Source organism: Variovorax sp. GW821-FHT06D12, from assembly GCF_059419205.1.
Genome location: NZ_JBWKRI010000008.1, coordinates 33,422 through 58,601 on the forward strand (window position 1 = coordinate 33,422; position 25,180 = coordinate 58,601).

23 protein-coding genes are annotated in these 25,180 nt (G+C 68.3%); 19 read left to right on the forward strand and 4 right to left on the reverse strand.

Annotation, left to right across the window (positions count from 1 at the left end):
- Nucleotides 1-23 precede the first annotated feature (23 nt).
- Nucleotides 24-1,916, reverse strand: a complete 1,893-nt coding sequence (locus tag AC07SQ_RS23310) for a sigma-54-dependent Fis family transcriptional regulator (RefSeq protein ID WP_495273039.1) — start codon at nt 1,914-1,916, stop codon at nt 24-26.
- A gap of 234 nt (nt 1,917-2,150) precedes the next feature.
- On the opposite strand from AC07SQ_RS23310, the gene adh reads away from it, so the two are divergent.
- Nucleotides 2,151-3,671, forward strand: a complete 1,521-nt coding sequence (adh, locus tag AC07SQ_RS23315; RefSeq protein WP_495273040.1) for an aldehyde dehydrogenase — start codon at nt 2,151-2,153, stop codon at nt 3,669-3,671.
- Nucleotides 3,671-4,048: a DUF779 domain-containing protein gene (locus AC07SQ_RS23320; RefSeq protein ID WP_495273041.1), complete on the forward strand. Its 378-nt coding sequence runs from the start codon at nt 3,671-3,673 to the stop codon at nt 4,046-4,048. Before adh ends, AC07SQ_RS23320 begins: the two co-directional genes overlap by 1 nt.
- A 15-nt stretch (nt 4,049-4,063) precedes the next feature.
- On the opposite strand, the gene AC07SQ_RS23325 is transcribed toward AC07SQ_RS23320, so the two are convergent.
- Nucleotides 4,064-4,981 carry a LysR family transcriptional regulator gene (locus AC07SQ_RS23325; protein ID WP_495273042.1) on the reverse strand — a complete coding sequence of 306 codons (918 nt, stop codon included), beginning with the start codon at nt 4,979-4,981 and terminating at the stop codon, nt 4,064-4,066.
- A gap of 141 nt (nt 4,982-5,122) precedes the next feature.
- Here AC07SQ_RS23325 and AC07SQ_RS23330 point away from each other — a divergent pair, with 141 nt between their 5' ends.
- The 13 genes from AC07SQ_RS23330 to AC07SQ_RS23390 all read left to right on the forward strand — a co-directional run bounded on the left by AC07SQ_RS23330 (nt 5,123) and on the right by AC07SQ_RS23390 (nt 20,597).
- The gene (locus AC07SQ_RS23330; RefSeq protein WP_062476391.1) at nt 5,123-5,539 is read left to right on the forward strand and encodes a YjfI family protein; all 417 of its coding nucleotides are present in this window, start codon (nt 5,123-5,125) and stop codon (nt 5,537-5,539) included.
- 12 nt (nt 5,540-5,551) lie between these two features.
- Nucleotides 5,552-6,292 (forward strand): PspA/IM30 family protein, encoded by a 741-nt coding sequence (locus AC07SQ_RS23335; RefSeq protein WP_495273043.1) that lies wholly within the window; start codon nt 5,552-5,554, stop codon nt 6,290-6,292.
- 2 nt (nt 6,293-6,294) lie between these two features.
- Nucleotides 6,295-6,654 carry a hypothetical protein gene (locus tag AC07SQ_RS23340; RefSeq protein ID WP_062476395.1) on the forward strand — a complete coding sequence of 120 codons (360 nt, stop codon included), beginning with the start codon at nt 6,295-6,297 and terminating at the stop codon, nt 6,652-6,654.
- A gap of 42 nt (nt 6,655-6,696) precedes the next feature.
- A complete protein-coding gene (locus tag AC07SQ_RS23345; RefSeq protein ID WP_095744901.1) occupies nt 6,697-7,341 on the forward strand; it encodes an OB-fold-containig protein in 645 nt (214 codons plus the stop codon).
- A 121-nt stretch (nt 7,342-7,462) separates the two neighbouring features.
- Nucleotides 7,463-9,631 carry a flotillin family protein gene (locus tag AC07SQ_RS23350; RefSeq protein ID WP_062476401.1) on the forward strand — a complete coding sequence of 723 codons (2,169 nt, stop codon included), beginning with the start codon at nt 7,463-7,465 and terminating at the stop codon, nt 9,629-9,631.
- Between the two features lie 14 nt (nt 9,632-9,645).
- Nucleotides 9,646-10,191: a TFIIB-type zinc ribbon-containing protein gene (locus tag AC07SQ_RS23355; RefSeq protein WP_095947463.1), complete on the forward strand. Its 546-nt coding sequence runs from the start codon at nt 9,646-9,648 to the stop codon at nt 10,189-10,191.
- A gap of 12 nt (nt 10,192-10,203) precedes the next feature.
- Nucleotides 10,204-15,471, forward strand: coding sequence for a DNA repair ATPase (locus tag AC07SQ_RS23360; protein WP_495273044.1), 5,268 nt, complete (start codon nt 10,204-10,206; stop codon nt 15,469-15,471).
- On the forward strand, nt 15,471-16,169 hold the full coding sequence (locus AC07SQ_RS23365; protein WP_495273045.1) for a phospholipase D-like domain-containing protein: 699 nt from the start codon (nt 15,471-15,473) through the stop codon (nt 16,167-16,169). Before AC07SQ_RS23360 ends, AC07SQ_RS23365 begins: the two co-directional genes overlap by 1 nt.
- Complete coding sequence (locus tag AC07SQ_RS23370; protein ID WP_095947466.1) at nt 16,169-16,942, forward strand: magnesium transporter CorA family protein; 774 nt, start codon at nt 16,169-16,171, stop codon at nt 16,940-16,942. Before AC07SQ_RS23365 ends, AC07SQ_RS23370 begins: the two co-directional genes overlap by 1 nt.
- Nucleotides 16,943-17,053: 111 nt before the next feature.
- Nucleotides 17,054-18,226, forward strand: coding sequence for a CaiB/BaiF CoA transferase family protein (locus AC07SQ_RS23375; RefSeq protein WP_369632378.1), 1,173 nt, complete (start codon nt 17,054-17,056; stop codon nt 18,224-18,226).
- Nucleotides 18,223-19,206, forward strand: a complete 984-nt coding sequence (locus tag AC07SQ_RS23380; RefSeq protein ID WP_495273046.1) for a hydroxymethylglutaryl-CoA lyase — start codon at nt 18,223-18,225, stop codon at nt 19,204-19,206. The genes AC07SQ_RS23375 and AC07SQ_RS23380 overlap by 4 nt, the downstream gene beginning before the upstream one ends.
- A complete protein-coding gene (locus tag AC07SQ_RS23385) occupies nt 19,203-19,583 on the forward strand; it encodes a VOC family protein (RefSeq protein ID WP_495273047.1) in 381 nt (126 codons plus the stop codon). Before AC07SQ_RS23380 ends, AC07SQ_RS23385 begins: the two co-directional genes overlap by 4 nt.
- Before the next feature lie 48 nt (nt 19,584-19,631).
- On the forward strand, nt 19,632-20,597 hold the full coding sequence (locus tag AC07SQ_RS23390) for a Bug family tripartite tricarboxylate transporter substrate binding protein (protein ID WP_495273048.1): 966 nt from the start codon (nt 19,632-19,634) through the stop codon (nt 20,595-20,597).
- A 16-nt stretch (nt 20,598-20,613) separates the two neighbouring features.
- On the opposite strand, the gene AC07SQ_RS23395 is transcribed toward AC07SQ_RS23390, so the two are convergent.
- Nucleotides 20,614-20,760: a hypothetical protein gene (locus AC07SQ_RS23395; RefSeq protein ID WP_167395007.1), complete on the reverse strand. Its 147-nt coding sequence runs from the start codon at nt 20,758-20,760 to the stop codon at nt 20,614-20,616.
- Between the two features lie 231 nt (nt 20,761-20,991).
- On the opposite strand from AC07SQ_RS23395, the gene AC07SQ_RS23400 reads away from it, so the two are divergent.
- Nucleotides 20,992-21,426 (forward strand): GNAT family N-acetyltransferase, encoded by a 435-nt coding sequence (locus AC07SQ_RS23400; RefSeq protein WP_495273049.1) that lies wholly within the window; start codon nt 20,992-20,994, stop codon nt 21,424-21,426.
- A gap of 138 nt (nt 21,427-21,564) precedes the next feature.
- On the opposite strand, the gene AC07SQ_RS23405 is transcribed toward AC07SQ_RS23400, so the two are convergent.
- Nucleotides 21,565-22,131 carry a LuxR C-terminal-related transcriptional regulator gene (locus AC07SQ_RS23405; protein ID WP_062476432.1) on the reverse strand — a complete coding sequence of 189 codons (567 nt, stop codon included), beginning with the start codon at nt 22,129-22,131 and terminating at the stop codon, nt 21,565-21,567.
- Between the two features lie 93 nt (nt 22,132-22,224).
- On the opposite strand from AC07SQ_RS23405, the gene AC07SQ_RS23410 reads away from it, so the two are divergent.
- The 3 genes from AC07SQ_RS23410 to AC07SQ_RS23420 all read left to right on the forward strand — a co-directional run bounded on the left by AC07SQ_RS23410 (nt 22,225) and on the right by AC07SQ_RS23420 (nt 25,174).
- The gene (locus AC07SQ_RS23410; protein ID WP_495271610.1) at nt 22,225-23,028 is read left to right on the forward strand and encodes a CoA transferase subunit A; all 804 of its coding nucleotides are present in this window, start codon (nt 22,225-22,227) and stop codon (nt 23,026-23,028) included.
- 1 nt (nt 23,029) lies between these two features.
- Nucleotides 23,030-23,668, forward strand: coding sequence for a 3-oxoacid CoA-transferase subunit B (locus tag AC07SQ_RS23415; protein ID WP_056573812.1), 639 nt, complete (start codon nt 23,030-23,032; stop codon nt 23,666-23,668).
- Between the two features lie 102 nt (nt 23,669-23,770).
- Complete coding sequence (locus AC07SQ_RS23420; RefSeq protein WP_495271609.1) at nt 23,771-25,174, forward strand: CoA transferase; 1,404 nt, start codon at nt 23,771-23,773, stop codon at nt 25,172-25,174.
- Nucleotides 25,175-25,180: the final 6 nt, after the last annotated feature.

Consider the following 25,180-nt stretch of genomic DNA (forward strand, 5'->3'; position numbering starts at 1 on the left):
CCGGTCCCGCGCGTGCGGGCAAGTCAGTCTTTGGTGTTGCCCGCGGGCGGGCGCTGGCGCGCGAGGTGGCGGTACACGGTGCTGCGGTGAACGCCGAGCCGGCGGGCCGCGCGCGCCACGTCGTGGTCGCAGGCGCGCAGGGCTTCATCGATGGCGTGGCGCGTGATGGTCTGCAGCGGTGCGTTGGGTTGCGACAGTGTGGCTTCGCTGAAGTCGGCAACGGGGGCGGCGTCGTGCAGGTGCGCGGGCAGCGCATCGGCCGTCACGGCATCGCCCGGGTCGGCCAGCGCCACGAGCGCGCGCAGCACGCTGCGCAGTTCGCGCACGTTGCCGGGCCAGCGGTAGGCGGCCAGGCGTTCGAGCGCATCGTTCTCCAGGCACAGGTGCTTGGCGGCGCCGCCCGATTCGAGGAACAGCCGCGCGATCAGCGCGCGCCGGTCGGCGCGCTCGTGCAGCGCGGGCAGGGCGACGGTGAAGCCGGCCACGCGGTACATCAGGTCGGCGCGAAAGCGCCCGGCCTCGACCAGCGCGGGCAGGCCGGCGTGCGTGGCGCACACCAGGTCGAAATCGACCGCCACGCCTTGGCCGCCGCCCAGCGGCGTGACCACGCGGCCTTCGAGCACGCGCAGCAGGCGCGTCTGCAGCGCGAGCGGGATCTCGGCGATCTCGTCGAGAAAGAGCACGCCGCCGTGCGCTTCGCGGATGCGCCCCGGCATGCCCTTGCGGCGCGCGCCGGTGAAGGCGCCTTCTTCGTAGCCGAACAGCTCGGCCTCGATCAGCGTCTCGGGCAGCGAGGCGCAATCGACCGCCACGAACGGGCCCGCGCTGCGGCGGCTGGCAGCGTGCAGGCGGCGCGAGAACACCTCCTTGCCGCTGCCGGTCTCGCCGTTCACCAGCACCGGCACGCCTTCGTTGAGTACGCGCACGGCGCGCGCCAGCAATGGGCGCACCACGTCGTCGTTGTCGACGGGCGCTGTGTTGGCGGCCATCACCTGCCGCGCGCCGGTGCGGCCCGTGCCGCTGTTCGCCGTGCCCGTGCGCTCCATGACGGTCGCGATCTGCCGTCCGCCCGGCAGCGTGAGCAGGCTGCGCCGGTGCTCCATGCGCGGCCACTGCGCGCCCAGGAATTCTTCGGCGTCGAGGTCGAGCAGGCCCTCCCACGTGCGCCCGAACAGGTCGAGCGCCACGCGGTTGGCCGCCACGATGCGCCCGCCCTCGATCACCATCAGCCCTTCGCGCGCGGTGCCGATCAGCGCGGGCCGCGCATGGAAGCGCAGCACGTGGCCCGAGGCCTCGGCCAGCAGCATGCGGTGCTCGACCTGCTGCGCCGCCATGCGCACCAGGCCCAGGGCGTGGTGGTTCACGCGCGCGGTCTCGCCCGAGATGTCGAGCGCGCCGGCCAGCTCGCCGCGTCCGCTGAAGATGGGCGCCGCCGCGCAGCCCAGCCGGCCGTTCTGCGCCAGGTAGTGCTCGCCGCCCAGCACCATCAATGCCTCGCGCTCGGCCAGCGCGGTGCCGATGGCGTTGGTGCCGCGGTGGCTCTCCGACCATTCCACGCCGGGCTGCAGCGCCACGCGCTGGGCCTTGGGCAGGAAGTCGGGGCTGCCGATTTCTTCAAGGATGAGGCCGCTGGCGTCCGACAGCGCGACGATGCAGCCGTTGCCCACCGCATGCTCGGCGAGCCCGTCGAGCTCGGGCTGCGCGCAGCTGAGCAGGCGCATCGCCTGCTCGCGCCGCTCGTTGAGCAGCGAAGGCGCCATCGGCGTCGGGTCGATGCAATGCGGATCGACCGGCCGGCTGCGCTGCCACGAGCGCGAGATGTGCGGCGCGATCCACGGCGCCGGGTCGCGGCCCTGCGCGAAAAACAGCTCGCGGGCCTGCGCGACGCTGACCGAGGGGGCGGAAGCTTCACTCATCTTGCGGAACTCCGTGGGCGGGATTGCCGGCGATTCGCCTTGTGCGACATCGTAGTCGCCGCCGTCGCGCTCATCTGTCGCAGATTGCGAATGGAAACCCTCTGCGCGGGCCGCGCCCCTGTGGCGCGGGGCTTGGGGATTGTCCCGATCCGCGCGGGTATGCCGCTTGCGGTGCCTGTGCGGGCCGCCGCATGTCGCGGCGCCCGTTCACACCTTACCCAACGGAGACAACCCATGGACATGCTCGAACCGGGCAAATTCGGTACCGCGGTGCCTTTCAAGAAGCGCTACGGCAACTACATCGGCGGCGAATGGGTCGCGCCGGTGGAGAACCAGTATTTCGGCAACATCACGCCCGTCACCGGCAAGGTCTTCTGCGAAGTGCCGCGCTCCAGCGCCGCCGACATTGAGCGCGCGCTCGACGCCGCCCACAAGGCCAAGGGCGCCTGGGGCCGCACCTCGACCACCGAGCGTGCCAACATCCTGAACCGCATCGCCGACCGCATGCAGGAAAACCTGGCCATGCTGGCCGCCGCCGAGACCTGGGACAACGGCAAGCCGATCCGCGAGACCATGGCCGCCGACCTGCCGCTGGCCATCGACCACTTCCGCTACTTCGCCTCGTGCGTGCGCTCGCAGGAAGGTGGCATCAGCGAGATCGACCACGAAACCTTCGCGTACCACTTTCACGAGCCCATCGGCGTGGTCGGCCAGATCATTCCGTGGAACTTCCCGATCCTCATGGCCGTGTGGAAGCTCGCACCCGCGCTGGCGGCCGGCAACTGCGTGGTGCTCAAGCCCGCCGAGCAGACGCCGGTGTCGATCCTGGTGCTGATGGAGGTCATCGGCGACCTGCTGCCGCCGGGCGTGCTGAACATCGTCAACGGCTTCGGCGTGGAGGCGGGCAAGCCGCTGGCGTCGAGCAACCGCATCGGCAAGATCGCCTTCACCGGCGAGACCACCACGGGCCGGCTGATCTCGCAGTACGCGAGCCAGAACCTCATTCCGGTCACGCTGGAGCTGGGCGGCAAGTCGCCCAACATCTTCTTTGCCGACGTGATGGAGCGCGACGACGCCTTCTTCGACAAGGCGCTCGAAGGCTTCACGATGTTCGCGCTGAACCAGGGCGAGGTCTGCACCTGCCCGAGCCGCGCGCTGATCCAGGAGTCGATCTACGACCGCTTCATGGAGCGCGCACTGAAGCGCGTGGCCGCCATCAAGCAGGGCAGCCCGCTCGACGCGGCCACCATGATCGGCGCGCAGGCCTCGAGCGAGCAGCTGGAAAAGATCCTGTCGTACCTGGACATCGGCCGGCAGGAGGGCGCGCAGGTGCTCATCGGCGGCGAACGCCAGCAGCTCGACGGCGATCTGGCCGACGGCTACTACGTCAAGCCGACCGTGTTCCGCGGCTACAACAAGATGCGCATCTTCCAGGAAGAGATCTTCGGACCCGTGGTGTCGGTCACCACCTTCAAGGACGAGGAAGAAGCGCTGTCGATCGCCAACGACACGCTCTACGGTCTGGGCGCCGGCGTGTGGAGCCGCGACATGAACCGTGCCTTCCGCATGGGCCGCGGCATCCAGGCCGGCCGCGTGTGGACCAACTGCTATCACCAGTACCCGGCGCATGCGGCCTTCGGCGGCTACAAGCAATCGGGCATCGGGCGCGAGAACCACAAGATGATGCTCGACCACTACCAGCAGACCAAGAACCTGCTCGTGAGCTACAGCGAGAACAAGCTGGGCTTCTTCTGATGACCGGCGAGGTCCTGCGCGTCACCGCGACCGACGCGGCGCTCGCGCTCATCGACGACCTCGCCGCACGGCACGGCCCGCTGATGTTCCATCAGTCGGGCGGCTGCTGCGACGGCAGCGCACCCATGTGCTACGCGCAGGGCGAGTTCATCGTGGGCGACTACGACCGGCTGCTGGGCCGCATCGGCGGCATGCCGTTCTACATCAGCGGGCCGCAGTTCGAGTACTGGCAGCACACGCAGCTGATCATCGACGTGGTGACGGGGCGCGGCGGCATGTTCTCTCTGGAAGGGCCGCTGGGCGTGCGCTTCCTGACGCGCTCGCGGCTGTTCACGGAGGCGGAGTGGGCGGTGCTCGAGGCGGAGGCGGCGGGGTAGGGGCCCGGCCGGTCGTCAGTTCGACGAAGCCAGCAGCTGCCGCACCAGCAGTTGCGTCGCTGGCGTCAGCGCCGCGCCCGTCTTCGTCGCCATCAGCAGGCGCCGCGTGGCCCAGGCGTCCTTCAGGTGCACCACCTTCAGGTCGAGCGCGGCCACCTGCGCCTTGCAAGCGGCCAGCGGCACCACGCCGATGCCGAGGTTGGCCGCGATCATGTGGCACATCGCATCGAAGCTGCGCACCTGCACGCGCAGGCGCATCGGAATGCCGGCCTGTTCGGCCGCGCGCGAGGTCAGCTCGAGCAGCGAGCTGCTGCGGTTCAGCCCCACGAACTCGTGCGCGAGACAGGTCTTGAAATCGACCTGCTTCGCACGCAGGTGCGCCAGCGGATGCGGCCGGGCGCACAGCACCACGAGCTCGTCGGTCTGGAAGGGCGCGACGTCCAGGCCGTAGGCGGGTGTGTTCTCGGCGAACACCCCCACGTCGGCGAGGCCGTCGACTAGCGCGCGCACGATGTCGCCGCTGAGCTGTTCCTCGACCTCGACGCGGATATCGGGATGCTGTCCCAGGAAAGCCGCCAGCGTGGTCGGCAGGAACTCCGTCAGCGCCGACATGTTGGCCCACAGCCGCACATGGCCGCGCACGCCGCTGGCGTAGTCGCCCAGCTCGTTGCTGAACTGCTCGAAGCCCTGGAACAGGCGCATCGCATGCTGCATCGCCACATGCCCGGCCGGTGTGAGCGCGATGCCCTGGGCGCTGCGTTCGAGCAGCTTGGAGCCCGTGGCGGCTTCGAAGTCGGACAGGCGCCGGCTCGCCGCCGAGAGCGCGAGGTGACACGCTTCCGCGCCCTTGGTGATGCTGCCCGACTGCGCCACGGCGCAGAACAGGCGCAGCGTCACGAAATCGACACGCGCGGGGTTGATGGTGCTGGCCATCGGCGGATTCTAGAGAGCGCGCCAGTGCCGAAAGTCATGCGCACGGGTTAAAAGAATTTTTGACATGTTATGTCGCTGCACCTATAGTGAATCCATCGAAGCATCGCGCGCTTCCCACGGTAGACAACCCAAAGGAGAGGTATGCAATCACTGCTGGATCAACTCGAAGGCCTCGATGTGCTGGCCGGTGCCGCGATGGGTGGGCTGTCTGTTCAGCTGCAGCCAATTCCGGGCAGCACGCCGGTGGTCCAGGTGAGCATCGAGGGGCGTGACGAGCTGCCGATCTTCGTCACCAGCTCCGACATGCAGATCATCTGCATCTGCTACCTCTGGACCGAAGAAGACGTGAAGCCCGCGCGGCGCACCGAGCTGCTCGAATCGCTGCTCGACCTCAACCCGTCGGTGCCGCTGTCGTCTTTCGGACGCGTCGGTGGCCGCTACGTGCTCACGGGGGCGCTGGGGCGCAACGCGAGCGTCGAAGACATCGCACGCGAAGTGGCCGTGCTCAGCGACAACGCGCTCGATGCACTCGACGCCTTGTCCGAATTCCTGAATTAAGCGGAGATCATCATGACAGTCATCAAGAAGCTGGTCACCTTGCTGCGCGGCAGCGCCCGCGAAATCGGCGAGAGCGTGATCGACAGCAATGCCACGCGCATCTACGAGCAGGAAATCATCGACGCCAAGCACAGCATCGAGAAGGCCAAGGGCGACCTCACGGGCGTGATGGCCAAGGAGATGCAGTCGGCCCGCGAAATCGAACGCCTGAAGGGCGAGGTCGCGCGCTACGAAGGCCTGGCGCTCGAAGCGCTCAACAAGACCCAGGAAGGCCTGGCGCTCGACGTGGCGGCCAAGGTCGGCACGCTCGAGCAGGAGCTCGAGGAGCAGGCCAAGGCCCACGCCTCGTATGCGCTGCAGGTGTCGCGGCTCAAGGACCTGATCAAGTCGGCCGAGGCGCGCATCCGCGAGCACGAGCGCGAGATCGGCATTGCCAAGACCACCGAGAGCGTCTACCGCGCCACGCAGTCGATCTCCGAGAACATCGGCAGCGGCGGCTCGCGCCTGGCCAGCGCGCGCGAGTCGCTGGAGCGCATCCGCTCGCGCCACGAAGACCTGTCCGACCGCATGACGGCGGGCCAGCAGCTCGAGGACGAGTTCGGCCACAGCGCGCTCGAGAAGAAGCTGGCCGCGGCAGGCATCGGCAACGACGCCGACCGCACTGGCAAGGTGATGGAGCGCATCCGCGCCCGGCAGGCCAAGCCGTCCGAACCGTCCGAACCGTCCGAACCGTCCGAACCGGCTCCGGAGTGACGATGGTGCGGGTCAAGCCGGTACGCTGGCAAGGCTCGGACGAGGCGATCCGCGCGGTCCAGGTGGCCTTCGACGTGGAAGAGGCCGTGCTCGAGGCCGTGCGCACCGCGGCCTTCGAGCAGCACGTGTCCACGCCCGACCAGATCCGGCAGGTGCTGGGGTTGGCGACCACCTCGAAGCCGAAGCGGCCGCGTCTCACGGTGTCGTTGAACACGGCCGATTACGAGTTTCTGGCGGCGCGGTATGGTCTGTCACCTGACGACCGCCTGGCCATCAAGGAGAGGGCCACGCGCGAACTGATTGCCTTTGCAGGCAAGGCGAACAAGAAGAACACCGGCACGAAGAAGCCGGGCGGCAGGTAAGAAGAAAAGAGAACAACAACCAACCCGCACGCGGGAGGATCAATGGGCGATTTCATGGGAGCGGTGACGGGGTACCCCACCGCGATCTACACGGTGCTGCTCGGCGTCGTGGTGATCTATTGGGTGCTCGCGGTGGTCGGCATGGTCGACTTCGAGAGCAGCGGGATCGACGTCGACCTGCAGACGCATGCCGACGGCGACACCAGCGACATGGGCCAGATCGCGAGCTACGTGGTCGCCTTCGGCCTGAACGGCGTGCCGTTCTCGGTGGCCGTGAGCCTGCTGGTGCTCGTGGCCTGGACGCTCTCGTGCCTGGGCGGCGAGTGGCTGCTGCCGCTGGTGCCGACGATGGTGCTCAAGCTGGTGGCCGGCACGGTGCTGCTGGTGGCCAGCGCGGCCCTCGCCATCCCGGTGACGGCGGTGGCCATCCGTCCGCTCAAGGGCCTTTTCGTGAGCCACACGGCCGTGAGCAATGCGGCGCTGGTAGGCCAGGTCTGCCGCGTCGTCACCGGCGTGGTGAACGAGAAAGACGGCCGCGCCGAAGTGGCGCGCCGTGGCGCCAGCCTCAACATCCGCGTCTGGGCGCCCACGCCCAACGCCCTCAAGCGCGGCTCGCACGCGCTCATCCTCGAATACGACGAGGTGGCCGCGCGCTACCTCATCGCGGCGCACGAAGACATCGTCTGAGAAGGCGTGAACGAACCCGCCATGTCCGTTCATCGGCCACGCCGGATTCATTCACACCTTCTGACCGCGCGCATCCCTCACCCAAGTTCGTTCGCTCGCTCTTAAAGCATCTGGAGAAAAAATGGAGCCCATCATCTTCGCCGTGGTCATACTGGCCGTCGTCATCCTCGGCCTGTTCGCGATGTTCGCCAAGTTCTATCGCAAGATCGAACAGGGCCACGCCCTCATCGTGAACACGCTGCGCGCCGAGCCCGAGGTGACCTTCACCGGCCGCATGGTCTACCCGATCATCCACAAGGCCGAGCTGATGGACATCTCGGTCAAGACCATCGAGATCGACCGCTCGGGCAACGAAGGCCTGATCTGCCGCGACAACATCCGCGCGGACATCAAGGTGAAGTTCTTCGTGCGCGTCAACAAGACCGCCGACGACGTGCTGAAGGTGGCGCAGGGCATCGGCTGCGCACGGGCCTCGAACCACGAGACGCTCGAAGAGCTGTTCTCGGCCAAGTTCTCCGAAGCGCTCAAGACGGTGGGCAAGTCGATGGACTTCGTCGACCTGTACCAGGCGCGTGACGGCTTCCGCGACGAGATCATCAGCCAGATCGGCAACGACCTCTCGGGCTACGTGCTCGAAGACGCCGCCATCGACTACCTCGAGCAGACGCCGCTGTCCGAGCTGGACGCCAACAACATCCTCGATGCGCAGGGCATCAAGAAGATCACCGAGCTGACGGCGGTCGAGCACGTGCGCACCAACGAGCTGCGTCGCAACGAGGAAATGCAGATCAAGAAGAAGAACGTCGAGACGCAAGAGGCATTGCTCGAGCTCGAGCGCCAGCAGGCCGACGCCACCGCGCGCCAGCAGCGCGAAATTGCCAGCGTGCGCGCCCGCGAAGAAGCCGAGACCTCCAAGATCCAGTCCGAAGAGCGCACCAAGTCCGAAACCGCCCGCCTCATGGCCGAACAGTCGGTCTCGGTGCAGCAGGAGAACGTGCAGCGCGAGAAGGAAGTGGCCGAGAACAACCGCAAGCGCGCGGTGGCCATCGAGGAAGAAAAGGTCACGCGCGCTCGCGACCTCGAAATCGTCGATCGCGAGAAGGAAGTGACCCTGCAGCGCATCGAGAAGGACAAGGCCGTCGAAGTGCAGAAGAAGGCCATTGCCGACGTGATCCGCGAGCGCATCGTGGTCGAGCGCACCGTGGCCGAGCAGGAAGAGGCCATCAAGGAACTGCGCGTGGTGGCCGAGGCCGAGCGCACCAAGAAGTCGGTCGTGATCATGGCCGAAGGCCAGGCCGAAGAGAAGATGGTGCTCGACGTGAAGGCCGCCGAAACGCAAGAGAAGCGCGCCCGCCACAAGGCCGCCGAAGAACTCACGTTGGCCGACGCCAAGCTCAAGGTCGCCGAGCGCGACGCCGAATCGAAGAAGCGCGAAGCCGAAGGCGTGGAAGCCATTTCCGCCGCACCGGGCCTGGCCGCTGCCAAGGTCGAAATTGCCACGGCCCAGGCCAAGCTCGCAAGCTTCGAAGCCGAGGCGTCGGGCAAGGAAAAGCTGGGTCTGGCCGACGTGCATGTGCGCCAGGCCGATGCCGACGCGATCCTCAAAGCCGGCCAGGCCGATGCACAGGTCATCGAGGCCCGCTCGCAGGCCGAAGCGGCCGGCATGCGTGCCAAGTTCGAAGCCGAAGCCTCGGGCAAGGAAAAGCTGGGCCTCGCCGAAGTCAACGTGCGCACGGCCGACGCCGAGGCCACGCTCAAGTCGGGCCAGGCCGATGCGCAGGTGATCGAAGCGCGCTTCAACGCCGAGGCCAAGGGCCTGCACGAGAAGTTCGAGGCCATGAAGTCCATGAGCCCCGAAACCCGCGACCACGAAGAGTTCCGCATGCGCCTGGAAAAGTCGCACATCGAGACCATGAAGGGCATAGACGCGCAGACGTCCATCGCCAAGGAACAGGCCGACGTGCTGGGCACCGCGCTCGCCAACGCCAAGATCGACATCGTGGGCGGCTCGGGTGACTACTTCGACAGCTTCGTGCGCTCGCTCTCCGTGGGCAAGGGCATCGACGGCGTCATCTCCAAGAGCCAGGCGGTGCAGGTCGCCTTCAAGGAACAGCTCTCGGGCGAGCGCGACGTGGTGAAGGACCTGCGCGACATCGTCGGCGCACTGGGCAACTCGTCGGGCGAAATCCAGAACCTCAGCGTCGCCTCGCTGATGAGCAAGATCGCCAACGACGGCACCGAAAGCCAGAAGTCGGCGCTGCAGAACCTGATCTCCTCCTTCCGCAACTGAGTCGGGGGCGCGCGATGAACCCGAACCTGAAGTGCAGTTGCGCCGCCCATGCCGCGATGCAGCCCGTCGCGCTCGCCGAAGCCCTGCTCGGCGTGCAGTGCGGCGACTGCCACGGCATGGTGATGGACATGGACGATTGGCGCAGCTGGAAGGCCGCCGACCCGAAGCGCGTGCCGCATGAGGTCGACGACGAGGTGATCGAGGTGTTCGACATCGCCGCCGTGCGCCACTGCCCCGAGTGCGAGCGGCTGATGCAGCGCCTGCGCGTGAGCGCCGGGCCTGACTTCCGCATCGACCGCTGCGTGGCCTGCCAGAACCTCTGGTTCGACCAGGGCGAATGGCGCGCCCTCGTGAGCCGCGGCCTGGCCGGCCGGCTCGACGAGCTGCTGTCCGACGGCTGGCAGCGCCGGCTGCAGACCGAGGAGGTGCGCGAGGCGCGCCTGGCCGCGCTGCGCCGCCGCTACGGCGACGACTGCATCGACGAGCTGGACCGCATCCGCGCCTGGCTCGACACCCAGCCTCACCGCGACGAATTGCTCGCACTGCTGCGCGCGGACTGACCGCGCCGATCCATGCAACCCACCGACGACACCGCAGCGCCGCCCGGCGCCCAGGCCCCCATCGACCCCACCGAAGCGCTGGTCTCCGGCAGCGGCAGCTACGACCTGCTGAAGAAGCGGCTCGAAACCCAGGGTGAGGGCCTGCTCAAGAAGACGCAGGCGCTCAACGAGCAGCGGCTGGCCGAGTTCGGCCGCTCCGACCAGGCGCTGATCTTGCGCACCCGCGCGCGCACCGAGAACAACGCCGTGGCGCGCGACATCGTGCGCATCGGCGACCTGCTGCTGTTCGGCTACAACGTCTTCATCGGCCTGCGCAAGGAAACGGCCGTGGGCGACGTGTTCGGCCTGTACCGGCTCGCATCGCCGGGCGAGGCCGCCACCGAGAACGACGAGCTGCAGCCCGTGCCGCTGGCCGGCACCTTCCTGGAAGACGCACGTTTCGCCTCCGACTTCCGCGAGCTCTACGCCTACTACAAGCAGGCCACGCTGCTGCAGCTGCGCGTGACGCAGGACAAGCTGCTCGCCTCGTTCCAGATCGGCCAGCAGCTGCACGACGTGCGCGTGTTCCGCTGGGCCATCGAGCGCAACGGCGGCATTCACTACATCGACAACCGCGGCGAGCGCGACATCGCCTTGCCCGCGAGCCACGATTTCGAATGGACCGTGGCCACGCGCGAAGACCACGTGGGCGGCAAGCATCCGCACGTGAACGTGCTCGACACCGTGTTCGTCGAGACGCTGGGCGGCGACCTCACGGTCAAGATCGAGAACAACACCGAGACCGGGCTGGGCATCTACAGCGAGCCGGTGGAGGACAAGAGCCAGTCGCTCACCGACGCGGAGATCGCCTGGGCCAAGCTGGGCATGCTGATCCTGCTGCGCGTGAAGCCCTACCGCGAGCAGGTCACGCGCTACCTGGTGTTCAACATCCGCACGCAGCAGGTCGAGCGCATCGACGCCATCGGCGGCTCCTGCGTGCAGCTGCCCGAAGACCACGGCATCATTTTTCCGGGCGGCTACTACCTGCAGTCGGGCGAGTACAAGCGCTTCGACTTGCCGGCCGAGGTGGTCGAAAACCTGCGCTTCAAGCGCATGCTGCGCTCGCCCAACGGCGAAGACGTGGCCTATGTCTTTTACGACCCGAAGCCCGGGCGCTATGCGCTGTTCAACTACAACCTGATCGACAAGAAGCTCGCCACGCCGATCATCGCCAACGGCTACGCGCGCTTTGCCGACGGCCGCATGCTGGTGTTCAACGGCGACGACGTTGAGCCCACGCGCGTGCACCCGATGCAGCTGTGGCAGACGCCTTTCGCCAGCGAAGAGCACGTGAGCGCGCAGCCGCCCGCCACCGGCTTCTTCGGCAAGATCGGCAATGCCGAGCTGGTGCGCGGGGTGAGCGACCTCATGGGCATCGCCCGCGCGGTGCGCGAGCAGGCGCCCACGCGCGCCGCCTATGAAGACCTGATCCGCCAGTGCACCCGCGTGAGCGACGCCTACTTCTGGCTCGACGCGCCCGAGGCCACCGGCCTCATGGGCGAGCTGCGCAGCATCGCCGAGGTGGCGCGCAGCACGCTGGCCGAGTTCGAAAAGGTCGACACCATCCGCCGCGAAACCGCGCGCGCGCTGGCCCGCGCGGAAGACGAGCAGCACGCGCTGCTGGTCGACATTGCCAGCACCCTCTGGCGCGCGCCCGACGATTTCGTGAAGGCGCTGGGCCGGCTGCGCGAACGGCGCGGCGCGCTGCAGATGCTCAAGGAGCTGCGCTACGCCGACCTGCCGCGCATCGCCGCGATGGACGCCGCGCTCGAAGTCGAGCAGCAGCGCATCGGCGAGCGCGCCATGCAGTTCCTGGCGGCCGACACGGCCTTCCACGGCCAGCGGCAGGCGCTGGACAAGCTCGCGCTCGAACTGCCCAATCTGGCCACGTCGCCCGCGCTCGGGCAGATGCTCGCCACGCTCGACGAGCAAGCTGCCGGCCTTGATCTGCTGACCGAGCAGCTGGGCAGCCTGCCGGGCGGCGACGCGGTGATCCGCACGTCGATCCTGGACCGCATCTCGCTGATCTACGCCGACATCAACCGCATGCGCGCCGATGCGCGCGCGCGGCGCAAGTCGCTGGGCGCGACCGAGGCGCGTGCCGAGTTCGGCGCGCAGTTCAAGCTCTTCAGCCAGGCGGTGGAAAACGCACTGGAGTTCGCCGACACGCCCGAGAAGTGCGACGACGCGCTCACGCGCCTGCTGGCGCAGCTCGAAGAGATCGAAGGCCGTTTCGCCGAGCAGGAAGACTTCCTGGCCGACATCGCCGAGAAGCGCGAGACCGTGTACGAGGCGCTGTCCGCGCGCCGCCAGAGCCTGGTCGACGCCCGCCAGCGCCGCGCGCAGGGCGTGGTCGACGCGGCAGGGCGCATCCTCGACGGCATCCCGCGCCGCATCGCGCAGTTCGGCGACCTGACGCAGGTGCACAGCTACTTCGCGGCCGACCCGATGATCGGCAAGCTGCACACGCTGATCGCCGACCTGCGCACGCTGGGCGCCGCGGTGCCGGCCGACGAACTCGACACGCGCCTGAAGACCGCGCGCGACCAGGCGCTGCGTTCCATCCGCGACAAGCGCGAGCTGGTGAGCGAGGGCGGCGACACGCTGCGGCTCGGTCGCCACGCCTTCACCGTGCACCGCCAGCCGGTCGACCTGACGCTCGTGGCCCGCGACGAAGGCATGGCCTACCAGGTCACGGGCACCGACTACCAGAGCCCGGTCGATGAGCCCCGGCTGCTGCCGCTGCAGCGCTACTGGAACCAGTCGCTGGTGTCCGAGACCCCCGAGCTGTCGCGCGCCGAATACCTCGCCGGCCGACTGCTGGAAGCGCTGCTCGACGGCAAAGCCGAGCGCACGTGGGCCGAGGTGCTCACGTTGCTGGCCGAAGACCCGCTGCATCCGCAGCTGCTCGACATGGTTCGCCGCTTCGCTGCGGCGCGTTACCAGGAGGGCTACCAGAAAGGCATCCATGACGACGACGCGATGCGCCTGCTGGGCGCGCTCGTCGGCATGCAGGACCAGGCGGGCCTGCTCGCCTGGGGCCCGACCGAACGCGCGCTGGCCTTGCTCTACTGGCAGCACGGCCACCTGATCGCGCACCGCGAATCGATGTTGCGCCGCGCGCGTGCCGCGATGCAGATGCTGGCGCTGTTCGGCCGGCGCGATGCGCTGGAGCAGCTCGAAGCCGACATCGCGCGTGCACTGAACCACTTCGCCCGCGACGTGGTGCCCGATCTGCTGCCGCTGGCCGACCCCGAGAACGACGAGGAACGCGACGCGCACGACGGCCGCGTGACCACCCTGTGTGACCAGGCCGCCGCATACCTCGTGCGCGAACTCGCCGGCCCGCATGGCGGCGAGACCTGGGCCGTGTCCGGCGCGGGCGAGGACCTCGCGGCGGCGTTGCTGCGCGAGCTGGAGCGCGGCGGCCGGCGCGACGCATGGCAGCACGACCTCGACGCCGCACCGCCCGCCGAGCGCTGGCGCCTGGCGCGCGACTGGGTGCGCGCCTACGCGACGCACCAGGCGCCGCAATCGGTCGACTGGACCGACGACGCGGCCAGCGTGCTGGCCATGCCGTTGCAGCGCACCCGCGTCAATGCGGCGCTCGACCGCACCGTCGAGGGTCTGCGTGGCGAGCACCCGCGCGTCGCCGAAGGGCGCCTCACGCTGAACCTCAACGACTTCTGGCGCCGCTTCCTGTTCCACACGATGCACGCGGTGCCGGGTTACGAGGCGCTGCACAGCCTGCGCCACGAGCTGCTCGAGCGCGAGAAGGCGCGGCTCAAGCTGAGCCAGTTCCAGGCCAAGCCGCTGTCGACCTTCGTGCGCAACCAGCTGATCGACGAGCTGTACCTGCCCATCATCGGCGACAACCTCGCCAAGCAGATCGGCTCGGCGGGCGAGGGCAGCCGGACCGACCGCATGGGCCTGCTGCTGCTGATCTCGCCGCCCGGCTACGGCAAGACGACGCTCATGGAGTACGTGGCCGACCGCCTCGGCCTGATCTTCGTGCGCATCAACTGCCCTGCGCTGGGCCACGGCGTGACGGCCATCGACCCGGCGAACGCGCCCAACAGCGCGGCGCGGCAGGAGCTGGAAAAGCTCAACCTGGGCCTGGCCATGGGCAGCAACGTGATGCTGTACCTGGACGACATCCAGCACACCAGCCCCGAGTTCCTGCAGAAGTTCATCGCGCTGGCCGACGGCACGCGCCGCATCGAGGGCGTGTGGAATGGCGAGCCGCGCAGCTACGACATGCGCGGCAAGCGCTTCGCGATCGTGATGGCGGGCAACCCGTACACCGAGTCGGGCGACGTGTTCAAGATCCCGGACATGCTGGCCAACCGCGCCGACATCTACAACCTGGGCGACGTGCTCTCGGGCCGCGAGGCGGCGTTCGCGCTCTCGTACATCGAGAACAGCCTGACCTCCAACCCCACGCTGATGCCGCTGGCCTCGCGCGACCCGAAGGACGTGCAACTGCTGGTGAAAATGGCGCAGGGCCACGACGTGCCGAGCAGCGCGCTCTCGCACGCCTACAGCTCGGTGGAGCTGGAAGAGATCAAGGCGCTGCTGCAGCGCCTGTTCCGGGCGCGCGACCTGCTGCTGAAGGTCAACCTCGCGTACATCGAGTCGGCCGCGCAGCAGGAGACCTACCGTGTCGCGCCGCCGTTCAAGCTGCAGGGCAGCTACCGCAACATGACCAAGCTCGCCGGCAAGATCACGCCGCTGATGCGCGACGAGGAGCTCGATGCGCTGCTGCGCGACCACTACCGCGGCGAGGCCCAGACGCTGACCACCGGCGCGGAAGAAAACCTGCTGCGCCTCGCGCAACTGCTCGGCAGCCCGACGCCGGAGGAGAGCGCCCGCTGGACCGCCATCTGCGACGAGTTCGTGCGTCAGCGCAAGCTCGGCGGCGCCGACGTCGACGGCAGCCAGCGCATCGCGAGCAGCATGCTCGACGTGGCGCGCGCGGTCGATGCACTCAAGCCCGAGCCCAAGCCTGCCGCAGAGGGACCGAACGAGAGCCAGCGCCTGGCCGACGCCATGCTGCAGATCGCCGTGACCTACCGCGAGCTGATCCTGCCGCTGGTGACGGCGACCGAGCGCCGGCTCGAACTCGACCGCTCGATCAAGCAGGACATGGAGCGCCTCGCCGCCGAGGTGCAGGCCACGCGGGCCGCGCCCAAGCGCGTGCCACCGCCACCATCTCCGCCCAAAGCCGACAAGGATCACTGATGTCCGCATTGCCCGAACTGCTGGCCCAGCTTGACGCCACCCTGGCCGACACGCGCCTGAGCGACGACGAGCGCCGCGTGCTGGTCCACACCCTGCGCGAAGCCTCGCCGCCCGAAGACGGCCTGCGCCAGCTGCGCAACCGAGCCTTCGACCTCGTGCGCTCGCGCACCGCCGACCCCGAACAGCTGTCGCTGCTCAAGTGGCTCGAAGGCGTGGTGCGCGCGATCGACACGGGCCGTTCGCCCGACAGCGTCACGGTGCGCTCGCAGGCCTACTTCAGCCCCGGCACGGCCTGCCTGCAGGCGATCAATCAGCAACTGCGAACGGCGAAGCGCGCGGTCGACCTGTGCGTGTTCACGCTCTCGGACGACCGCATCACCGCCGAGGTGCTGGCGGCGCACCGGCGCGGCGTGACGGTGCGCTTCATCACCGACAACGACAAGGAATACGACCGCGGCAGCGACGTCGGCCAGCTGCGCGCGGCCGGCATTCCGGTGGCGGTGGACCGCACCGAGGCCCACATGCACCACAAGTTCGCGATCTTCGACGGCGCGCGACTGCTCAACGGCAGCTACAACTGGACCCGCAGCGCCTGCGAGTACAACGAGGAGAACCTGGTGCTGAGCAACGACCCGCCGCTAGTGCGGCGCTTTGCGGACGAATTCGACATCTTGTGGAAAGAACTGCAGGCCCCCTGATGCCAAGACGAATCGACTACGACTGGGAACTGCCCGCTGCCATGCAGCAGCGGCTGGGCGGCAGCACCTACGGCGCGCAGCGCATCATCCACGAGCAGGAGCACCTGATGGTGATCCTGCACGAGCCGCCCTCGGGCACCGGCGCCGAGCGCAAGCCCATCGTGTTCCTGCGCAAGCCCGACGGCGCGTGGCTGCACAAGGGCAACAACCCCGGCGAGCGCGCGCTCGCCAAGCTGCTCGAAAGCTACCGCGCGGCATTCAGCACCTTCGAGATTCGCCACCAGGCCGCCGAGACCTCGGAAGACCTGTTCCAGATCCTCGGCCCGTTGATCCCGCTCACCCGCGCCGCGCGGAACATGCAGGACACCCTGCAGGCCGCGCGCGATGCGGTGAAGGGCGACCTGATGCTCATCGACCAGCGCGACCTCGCGGTGGAGATCGCACGCGGCTTCGAGCTGCTGCTGGCCGACACGCGCATGTCGCTCGACTACCGGCTCGCACGCGCCGCCGAGGCGCAGGCGCACTCGGCCCTCGAGATGAGCCGTGCGCAGCACAAGCTCAACACCATCGCCGCGCTGACCTTTCCGCTCATGGCCGTCGGCGCGGCCTTCGGCATGAACCTGCACAGCGGTGTGGAGAACCTGCCGTCGTGGGTGTACTGGCTCATCTTCGCGGCCGGCATCTGCCTGGGCGTGATGCTGCGCGGCTGGGTCAAGACACCGGCCGAGCCGCCGGTGGTTGCCAGGCCTGCGTCCACGCTGAAGAAAAAGTAGGGCGTACCGCAGGGTCTTCGCGTTTCGCGAAGGCCTGCTGCCATCCGAGCAATTCCGTTCGTCGCCATCTGTTCCTAGAGTCGGGGCAACCCACCTGGAGACAGAGAAAAGATGAACGCACTCGAAGGCCTGAAGGTGCTGGAGCTTGGCCAGCTCATCGCCGGCCCCTTCGCCGGCAAGACGCTCGCCGAGTTCGGCGCCGACGTGATCAAGGTCGAGCCCGCCGGCGTCGGCGATCCGCTGCGCAAGTGGCGGCTGCTGCGCGATGGCACCTCGGTGTGGTGGGAGGTGCAGTCGCGCAACAAGCGCTCGGTGTGCCTCGATCTGCGCAGCGCCGAAGGGCAGGAGGCCGTGCGCGCGCTGGCGCTCGAGGCCGACGTGCTCATTGAGAATTTCAAGCCCGGCACGCTCGAAGGCTGGGGCCTGGGCTGGGAGCAGCTGCATGCGCTGAACCCGCGCCTCATCATGCTACGCATCTCGGGCTACGGGCAGACCGGCCCCTACCGCGACAAGCCGGGCTTCGGCGTGCTCGGCGAATCGATGGGCGGGCTGCGCTACCTCAGCGGCGAGCCCGGCCGGGTGCCGGTGCGCGTGGGCGTCTCGCTGGGCGACACTCTGGCTGCGCTGCATGGCGTGATCGGCGTGCTCACGGCGCTGCACCACCGCACGGCCCACGGCGGCGAGGGCCAGTTCATCGACGTGGCGCTGTACGAGTCGGTCTTCAACGTGATGGAAAGCCTGCTGCCCGAGTACGACGCCTTCGGTGCCGTGCGCGAGCGGGCCGGCAGCGCCTTGCCGGGGATCGCGCCGACCAACGCCTACCGCTGCAGCGACGGCCACTACGTGCTGGTGGCGGGCAACGGCGACAGCATCTTCCGCCGCCTGATGCGCGCCATCGACCGCGCGGACCTGGAGAACGACCCCGGCCTCGTGCACAACGACGGCCGCGTGCTGCGTGTGGAAGAGATCGACGCCGCCATCGAAGCCTGGACCCTGCAGCGCAGCCGCGACGAGGTGCTGGCCGTGCTCGACGCGGCGGGCGTGCCGGTCGGGCGCATCTACACGGTGGCCGACATCGCGACCGATCCGCAGTACCTGGCCCGCGAGATGATCGTGCAAGCGCGCGGCTCCGACGGCGCGCTGCTCAAGGTGCCGGGCGTGGTGCCCAAGCTCAGCGCCACGCCGGGGCGCATCGCCCACGCGGCGCCGCGCCTGGGCGAGCACACGGCGGACCTGCAGGGTGCGGGCTGGCCGGTGCGTGGTGTGGAAAGCGAGGCCGTATGAAAACCGGCAACGGCACGCGGCTGTTCATCAACGAGGTCGCCACGCGCGACGGCTTCCAGATGGAAAGCCGCTTCATTCCCAGCGACGACAAGGTCGCACTGATCGACTGGCTGAGCACGCTCGGCTACGCCAAGATCGAGGTCACTTCGTTCACCTCGGCTCAGGCCATTCCCGCGCTGCGCGACGGCGAAGAGGTGATGCAGCGCATCGCCCGCCGGCCCGGCGTGGTCTACACCGCACTCGTGCCCAATGTGCGCGGCGCCGAGCGCGCGCTCGAAAGCCGCATCGACGAATTCAACATCGTCATGTCGGTCAGCGAGACGCACAACCTCAGCAACCTGCGGATGACCCGCGAGCAGTCGTTCGCGCAACTGGCCGACGTGATCGCGCTGGCCAAGCAGGCGAGGGTGCCGGTGAACGTGTCGCTCTCGTGCGTGTTCGGCTGTCCGATGGAAGGCGAGGTGTCGCTCGCAACGGTGCTCGGCTGGACCGACCGCTTCGCGGCGCTGGGCGTTCAGGGCCTCACGCTGTGCGACACCACGGGCATGGCCTATCCCACGCAGGTGCACGCCGTGTGCGAGGCCGTGCGCGCGCGGCACCCGGCGTTGGAGTGGACGGCGCATTTCCACAACACGCGCGGCATGGGCCTGGCGAACACCATCGCCGCGGTCGAGGCGGGCAACCGCCGGCTCGACATGTCGCTTGGCGGTATCGGCGGCTGCCCCTATGCGCCGGGCGCGACGGGCAACGTCGCGACCGAGGACGTGGTCCACATGCTGCAGTGCATGGGCTACGACACCGGCATGGACCTCGAAGGCCTGATCGGCGCTGCGGCTGAACTCGAATCGCTCGTGCAGCACGAATTGTCGAGTCAGGTCTCGCGCGCCGGCCACCGGCTGACGCGCCATGCGCCGCCGGCCGATTTCAACGCCATCGTCGAGCGCGCAAAGGCGCGCCCCATCAAGAAGGAGAACGCATGATCGACCACCTGGATCACCTGGTGCTCACCACCGCGAACGAAGAGGCCTGCATGCGTTTCTACGTCGAGGTGCTGGGCATGACGCTGGAGGTCTTCGGCGCCGGCCGCAAGGCCTTCCGCTTCGGCCACCAGAAGATCAACCTGCACGTGAAGGGCCACGAGTTCGAGCCCAAGGCCGAGCTGCCCACGCCCGGTTCGCTCGACCTGTGCTTCATCGCCAGCCTGCCGCTCGAAGACGTCATCGCGCGGTTGCAGGCGCAGGGCGTGCCGATCCTCGAAGGGCCCGTGATGCGCACGGGCGCCACCTCGCGCATCCGCTCGGTCTACGTGCGCGACCCCGACCTGAATCTCATCGAGATATCGGAGCTGGCGCACTGACGCGTACAGCCTGAAGACAGTCCACAAAAAACCACCGGAGACAAACCCATGAACCCCGCTCACCGCCTGCTCGCGGTCGGCCTCGCGCTGGCCGCTGCCGCCTCGCACGCCGACACCTGGCCTTCCAAACCCCTGACCTTCGTGGTGCCCACGGCACCCGCGGGCTCCACCGACATCATGGCGCGGCTGGTCGCCGACCCGCTGCAGCGCGCGCTGGGCCAGCCGGTGGTGGTCGACAACAAGCCCGGCGCCAGCGGCAACATCGGCACCGAGTTCGTGGCTCGCGCCGCGCCCGACGGCTACACGCTGCTGCTGCAGTACTCGGGCTACCACGTCGGCAATCCGTCGCTGTACCCGAACCTGCGCTGGAGCCCGACCAAGGACTTCGTGCCGGTGGCGATGGTGATGCGCGCGCCGCACGTGGTCGCGGTGAGCGGCAAGCTGCCCGTGACCTCGATGAAGGAACTCATCGAGTACGGCAGGAAGAAGGAGGGCGGCCTGTTCTATGCCTCGTCGGGCAACGGCTCGATCCAGCACATCGCAGGCGAACTGCTGTCGCGCCAGACCAAGCAGCCGGCCACGCACGTGCCCTACAAGGGCTCGGGGCCGGCCATCAACGACCTGGTGGCGGGCAATGTCGACATCTTCATCACCACGCCGCCCTCGGTCATCGGCCACTTCGCGGGCGGGCGCATCAAGGCGCTGGCGTACACGGGCAGCAAGCGGCACGCGTCGATGCCGAACGTGCCGACCTCGGCCGAGGCCGGGTTGCCGGGCTACGAGGTCGAGTCGTGGTTCGCGGTGTTCGCGCCGGCGAGGACGCCGCCCGAGGTGGTGAACAAGCTCAGCGCCGAGATCAGGAAGATCGTCGAGAGCGAGGCCTTCCGCAAGAAGGTGGACGAGCAGGGCGCCTTCGCGACCTACATGGACCCGGCCACGCTGGGCAGGTTCGTCGACCAGGAACTCGCGGCCTGGTCGAAGGTGATCAAGGGCGCCGACATCAAGCCGGAGTGAAGGCCCCCGGCCAGGCTCAGGGCTTGACGCCCAGCACCGACAGGATCACCGCCGCAAGGCCGAGCGCCACGGGCACCTGGTGCCCGGCCAGCGCGCGGGCCTGGGCCACGGACAGCCTGGTTTGCTGAAGGAGGTTCTTTTCCGAATGAAGGGGTGTGGACATGGTGTCTGCTCCTGTGTGGGGCGAACGATGTGTTCGCGTGGGTTCCACGATAGGCCTCTCAACCGGCGATGGCGCATGGCTTTTGTCGACACGGCGTTTCCGTTTTCGCAACGATCCGGGGGCTTTGGCAGGGAACTTCTGCCCAGAACTCAGAATGAGGTCATGCAACGGAAAGAACGAAACACATACGGAACGGGTTTGACGATGCGCAGGGCCACCCCGGCGGATGCCGTGCCCTGGCCGCTCCTGTTCGACGCGGACGGCCCGCGCCCCGAGATCGAAAAGTACCTGCTGCGCGGCGAGCAATGGCTGGCCGAACAGGCCGGCGAGGTCGTCGGCCAGATGGTGCTCATGGCCACGCGTGTCGACACCTGGGAGATCATGAACATCGCCGTGGCCGACGCCCACAAGGGCCAGGGCATCGGCACCGCGATGCTGAAGAAGGCGAAAGCGCTTGCCAGGCAGCGCGGCGCGCACCGGCTCGAAGTCGGCACGGGCAACAGCAGCCTGCGCGAGCTGGCCTTCTACCAACGCTTCGGCTTTCGGATCGTCGGCGTCGACGTCGACTACTTCGTGCGCCGCTGGGGCAAGGCGACGAAGCAGAACGGCATTCCGCTGCGAGACCTGGTCCGCATGGAGATGGTGCTATCGCGCGCCGCAGGCTGATCGGCCTGCACAACGACAGCGCCCATCGTGCGCAGGACACTGGGTGCTTCCCGCAGCGAAATCAAGGAGGAGGGCGAAGCCCGGGGGACATTCGCGGAGGGAAGTACCCGGTGGCCTGTGCACGCGCCCTGAAAAGAATCACCCCGCGATCAACTTCTGCACCAGCTCCGCAGTCGTCGCCGCCGCGTACTTGCGCATCAACCGCGCCCGATGCAATTCAACGGTGCGATGGCTGATGCCCAGCGCCTTCCCGATCTCCTTCGACGTCAGCCCGCGCATCACCTGCGCCGCCACCTCCCGCTCGCGCGGCGTGAGTTCGGCCTTCACCGCGCGGCGCGAGCCCAGGTCCTCGAAGGTCCAGATGCCGGCCTCGTGCGGCGCCGCGCGGTTCATCGCGTGGCCGGTGACGTGGCACCAGAAAGTCTCTCCGGCCAGCGCGCCGTGCAGCCCGCCCAGGCGCTTCATCATGCGGTTGTCGGCGTAGTGGCCGCTGGCGTTCAGAAAGGGTTCCATGCGCTTGCCGATGCGCTCGAACTCGGCCACGCTGGGGTACAGGATGCTGAACGAATGCCCGACCAATGCAGAGGGCTCAGCGCCGAAAATTTCGCACACGCGCTGGTTGCAGGCGACGATGGTGCGGTTGCTCGAGACCACCATGCCGACGGGTGCATGTTCAAAAGCCAGCCGGTAATCGATCTCGGGCATCGGGTGTCACCATTACGAAATACTACGTATACGAGTAGGTAGTATCGTTGAAGCCTTTCCCACCCACTCTCCACCACCCATCAAGGAGCCCGAGTGAACAAGATTTATCCCTCCGCAGACGCGGTACTCAAGGGGGTCGTGGCCGACGGGCAGACGCTCGCGGTCGGCGGCTTCGGCCTGTGCGGCATTCCCGAAGCGCTGATCGACGCGCTGAAGGATTCCGGCGTGCAGAACCTCACCGTCATCTCGAACAACGCGGGCGTCGACGGCTTCGGCCTCGGCAAGCTGCTCGAGACGCGCCAGATCAAGAAGATGATCGCGTCGTACGTGGGCGAGAACAAGGAGTTCGAGCGCCAGTACCTGGCCGGTGAACTGGCCCTCGAATTCACGCCGCAAGGCACGCTGGCCGAGAAGCTGCGCGCCGGCGGCGCGGGCATTCCGGCCTTCTTCACGAAGACCGGCGTGGGCACGCAAGTGGCCGAAGGCAAGGAGCTGCGCGAGTTCGGCGGCGAGACCTACGTCATGGAGCACTCGCTGGTGCCCGACGTGGCGCTGGTCAAGGCCGACGTGGCCGACAAGGCCGGCAATCTGCGCTTTCGCCTCACGGCGCGCAACTTCAACCCCGCCGCCGCCATGGCCGGCAAGGTCTGCATCGTCGAGGTCGAGAAGATCGTCGAAGTGGGCGAGCTGGCCCCCGACGACATCCACCTGCCGGGCATCTACGTGCACCGCCTGGTGCTCAACGCCACGCCCGAAAAACGCATCGAGAAGCGCACCGTGAGCGCCTCGGTCGATGCCGCCGCCGCCAAGGTCGAGGCCCAGACCGCCATCGCCCAGGCCGCCGCCGCCGGCAGCGAATCGGCCGTGAAGGCCGTCAACAAGAAAGAAGGAGCCTGAGATGCCCTGGACCCAAGACCAGATGGCGGCCCGCGCCGCCCAAGAACTCGAAGACGGCTTCTACGTCAACCTCGGCATCGGCATTCCGACCCTGGTGGCCAACCACACCGGCACCAAGGAAGTCTGGCTGCAAAGCGAAAACGGCATGCTCGGCATCGGCCCATTCCCGACCGAAGACAACGTCGACGCCGACCTCATCAATGCCGGCAAGCAGACCGTCACCACGCTGCCCGGCTCGGCCATCTTCGGCAGCCATGACAGCTTCGCGATGATCCGCGGCGGCAAGATCAACCTGTCGATCCTCGGTGCGATGCAGGTCAGCGCCAAGGGCGACCTCGCCAACTGGATGATCCCCGGCAAGATGGTCAAGGGCATGGGCGGCGCCATGGACCTCGTGGCTGGCGTGAAGCGCGTGATCGTGCTGATGGAACACGTGGCCAAGAAGAAGGACGGCACCGAGGACCTGAAGATCCTCGAGCAATGCTCGCTGCCGCTGACCGGCGTGGGCGTGGTCGACCGCATCATCACCGACCTGGCCGTGATGGACGTCGTGCCCGAAGGCCTCAAGGTGATCGAGCTGGCGCCGGGCGTGAGCTTCGACGCGCTGCAGGCCAAGACCGGTGCGAAGCTGATCCAGTAAGCAGCCCGCACAAGGTCGCGAACGCAACGACAGCAACAAGGGCAGGGCCGCGCAAGCGGACCCTGCCTTTTTCATTTCCTCTTTCCCCTGAAGGGTTGACGCATGGCAACGAGTGAAGAAGTCCTGGCCGGTCTCTGGCAACTGGCGGGGTTGCCCGCCGAAGCGCTGGCCTTCGCGCGGCTCACCGGCGCCGACCCGGTGCTGCCGTCGTCCTTCGCGGTCGGCCTCGCGGCGCAGGCCAGCATCGCCGCCGCCGCGCTCGCGGCCTGCGAGCTGGGACACCGGCGCGGCGTGGCGCGGCAAGAGGTGGCGATCGACACGCTGCACGCCGCGCTCGACTGCACGGGCTGGTTCAGCCTCGACGGCCGCGTGCCCGAGCTGTGGGACACCTTCTCGGGCGTGTACCGCTGCGCCGACGGCTGGGTGCGCATCCACGCCAACTTCAAACACCACCGCGAAGGCGCGCTGCGCCTCATGAAGCTCGACCCAGCCAACGCCACGCGCGCCGACGCCGACGCCGAGGCCGCGATGGCCGGTTGGCGCGCGGTCGATTTCGAATCGGCCGCCGCCGTGCAAGGCCTGGTGGCGACCGCACTGCGCCGCTTCGACGAATGGGACGCGACGCCGCAGGGGCAGGCGGTGGCGGCGCAACCGCTCTTCACCCTCACGCGCATCGGCGATGCACCGCCGCGCGCGCTGCCGCCGCTGCGCGATGACCAGCGCCCGCTCGAAGGCCTGCGCGTGCTCGATCTCACACGCATCCTCGCGGGCCCGGTCGGCGGCCGGGCGCTGGCGGCTTATGGCGCCGACGTGATGCTGGTCAATTCGCCGAACCTGCCGAACATCGAATCCATCGCCGACACCAGCCGGGGCAAGCTCTCGACGCACGTGGACCTGTGCACGGACGAAGGTCGCGCCGTGCTGCACGGCCTCGTGGCCGATGCGCATGTCTTCGTGCAGGGCTACCGCCCCGGCGGCATCGCGGCGCTGGGCTTTGGCCCCGAAGCGCTGGCGCGCGAGCGGCCGGGCATTGTCTGTGTCTCGCTCACGGCCTACGGCACGCAGGGGCCGTGGGCCGGTCGGCGCGGCTTTGATTCGCTGGTGCAGACCGCCATGGGCTTCAACCATGCCGAAGGCGAGGCCGCGGGCGACGGCAAGCCGCGCCCGATGCCGATGCAGATCCTCGACGAAGCCAGCGGCTACCTGATCGCCCTGGGCGCCGCCGCGGCGCTGTGGCGCCAGCAGCAGGAGGGCGGCAGCTGGCATGTGCAGGTGTCGCTGGCGCAGACGGGGCAGTGGCTGCGCGGGCTGGGGCGCGTGGAGGGCGGGCTGTCGATCGCGCGGGCCGATGTCGCGCCGTACGTCGAGACGTCCGCCTCGGGCTTCGGCGAACTGGCGGCGGTGCGCCACAGCGCGCAGCTGTCGCGCACGCCGGCCGCCTGGCCGCGGCCGTCGATGCCACCGGGCAGCCATCCGCCCGTATGGCCCGCGGCTGCCAGGGGATGAGAAACT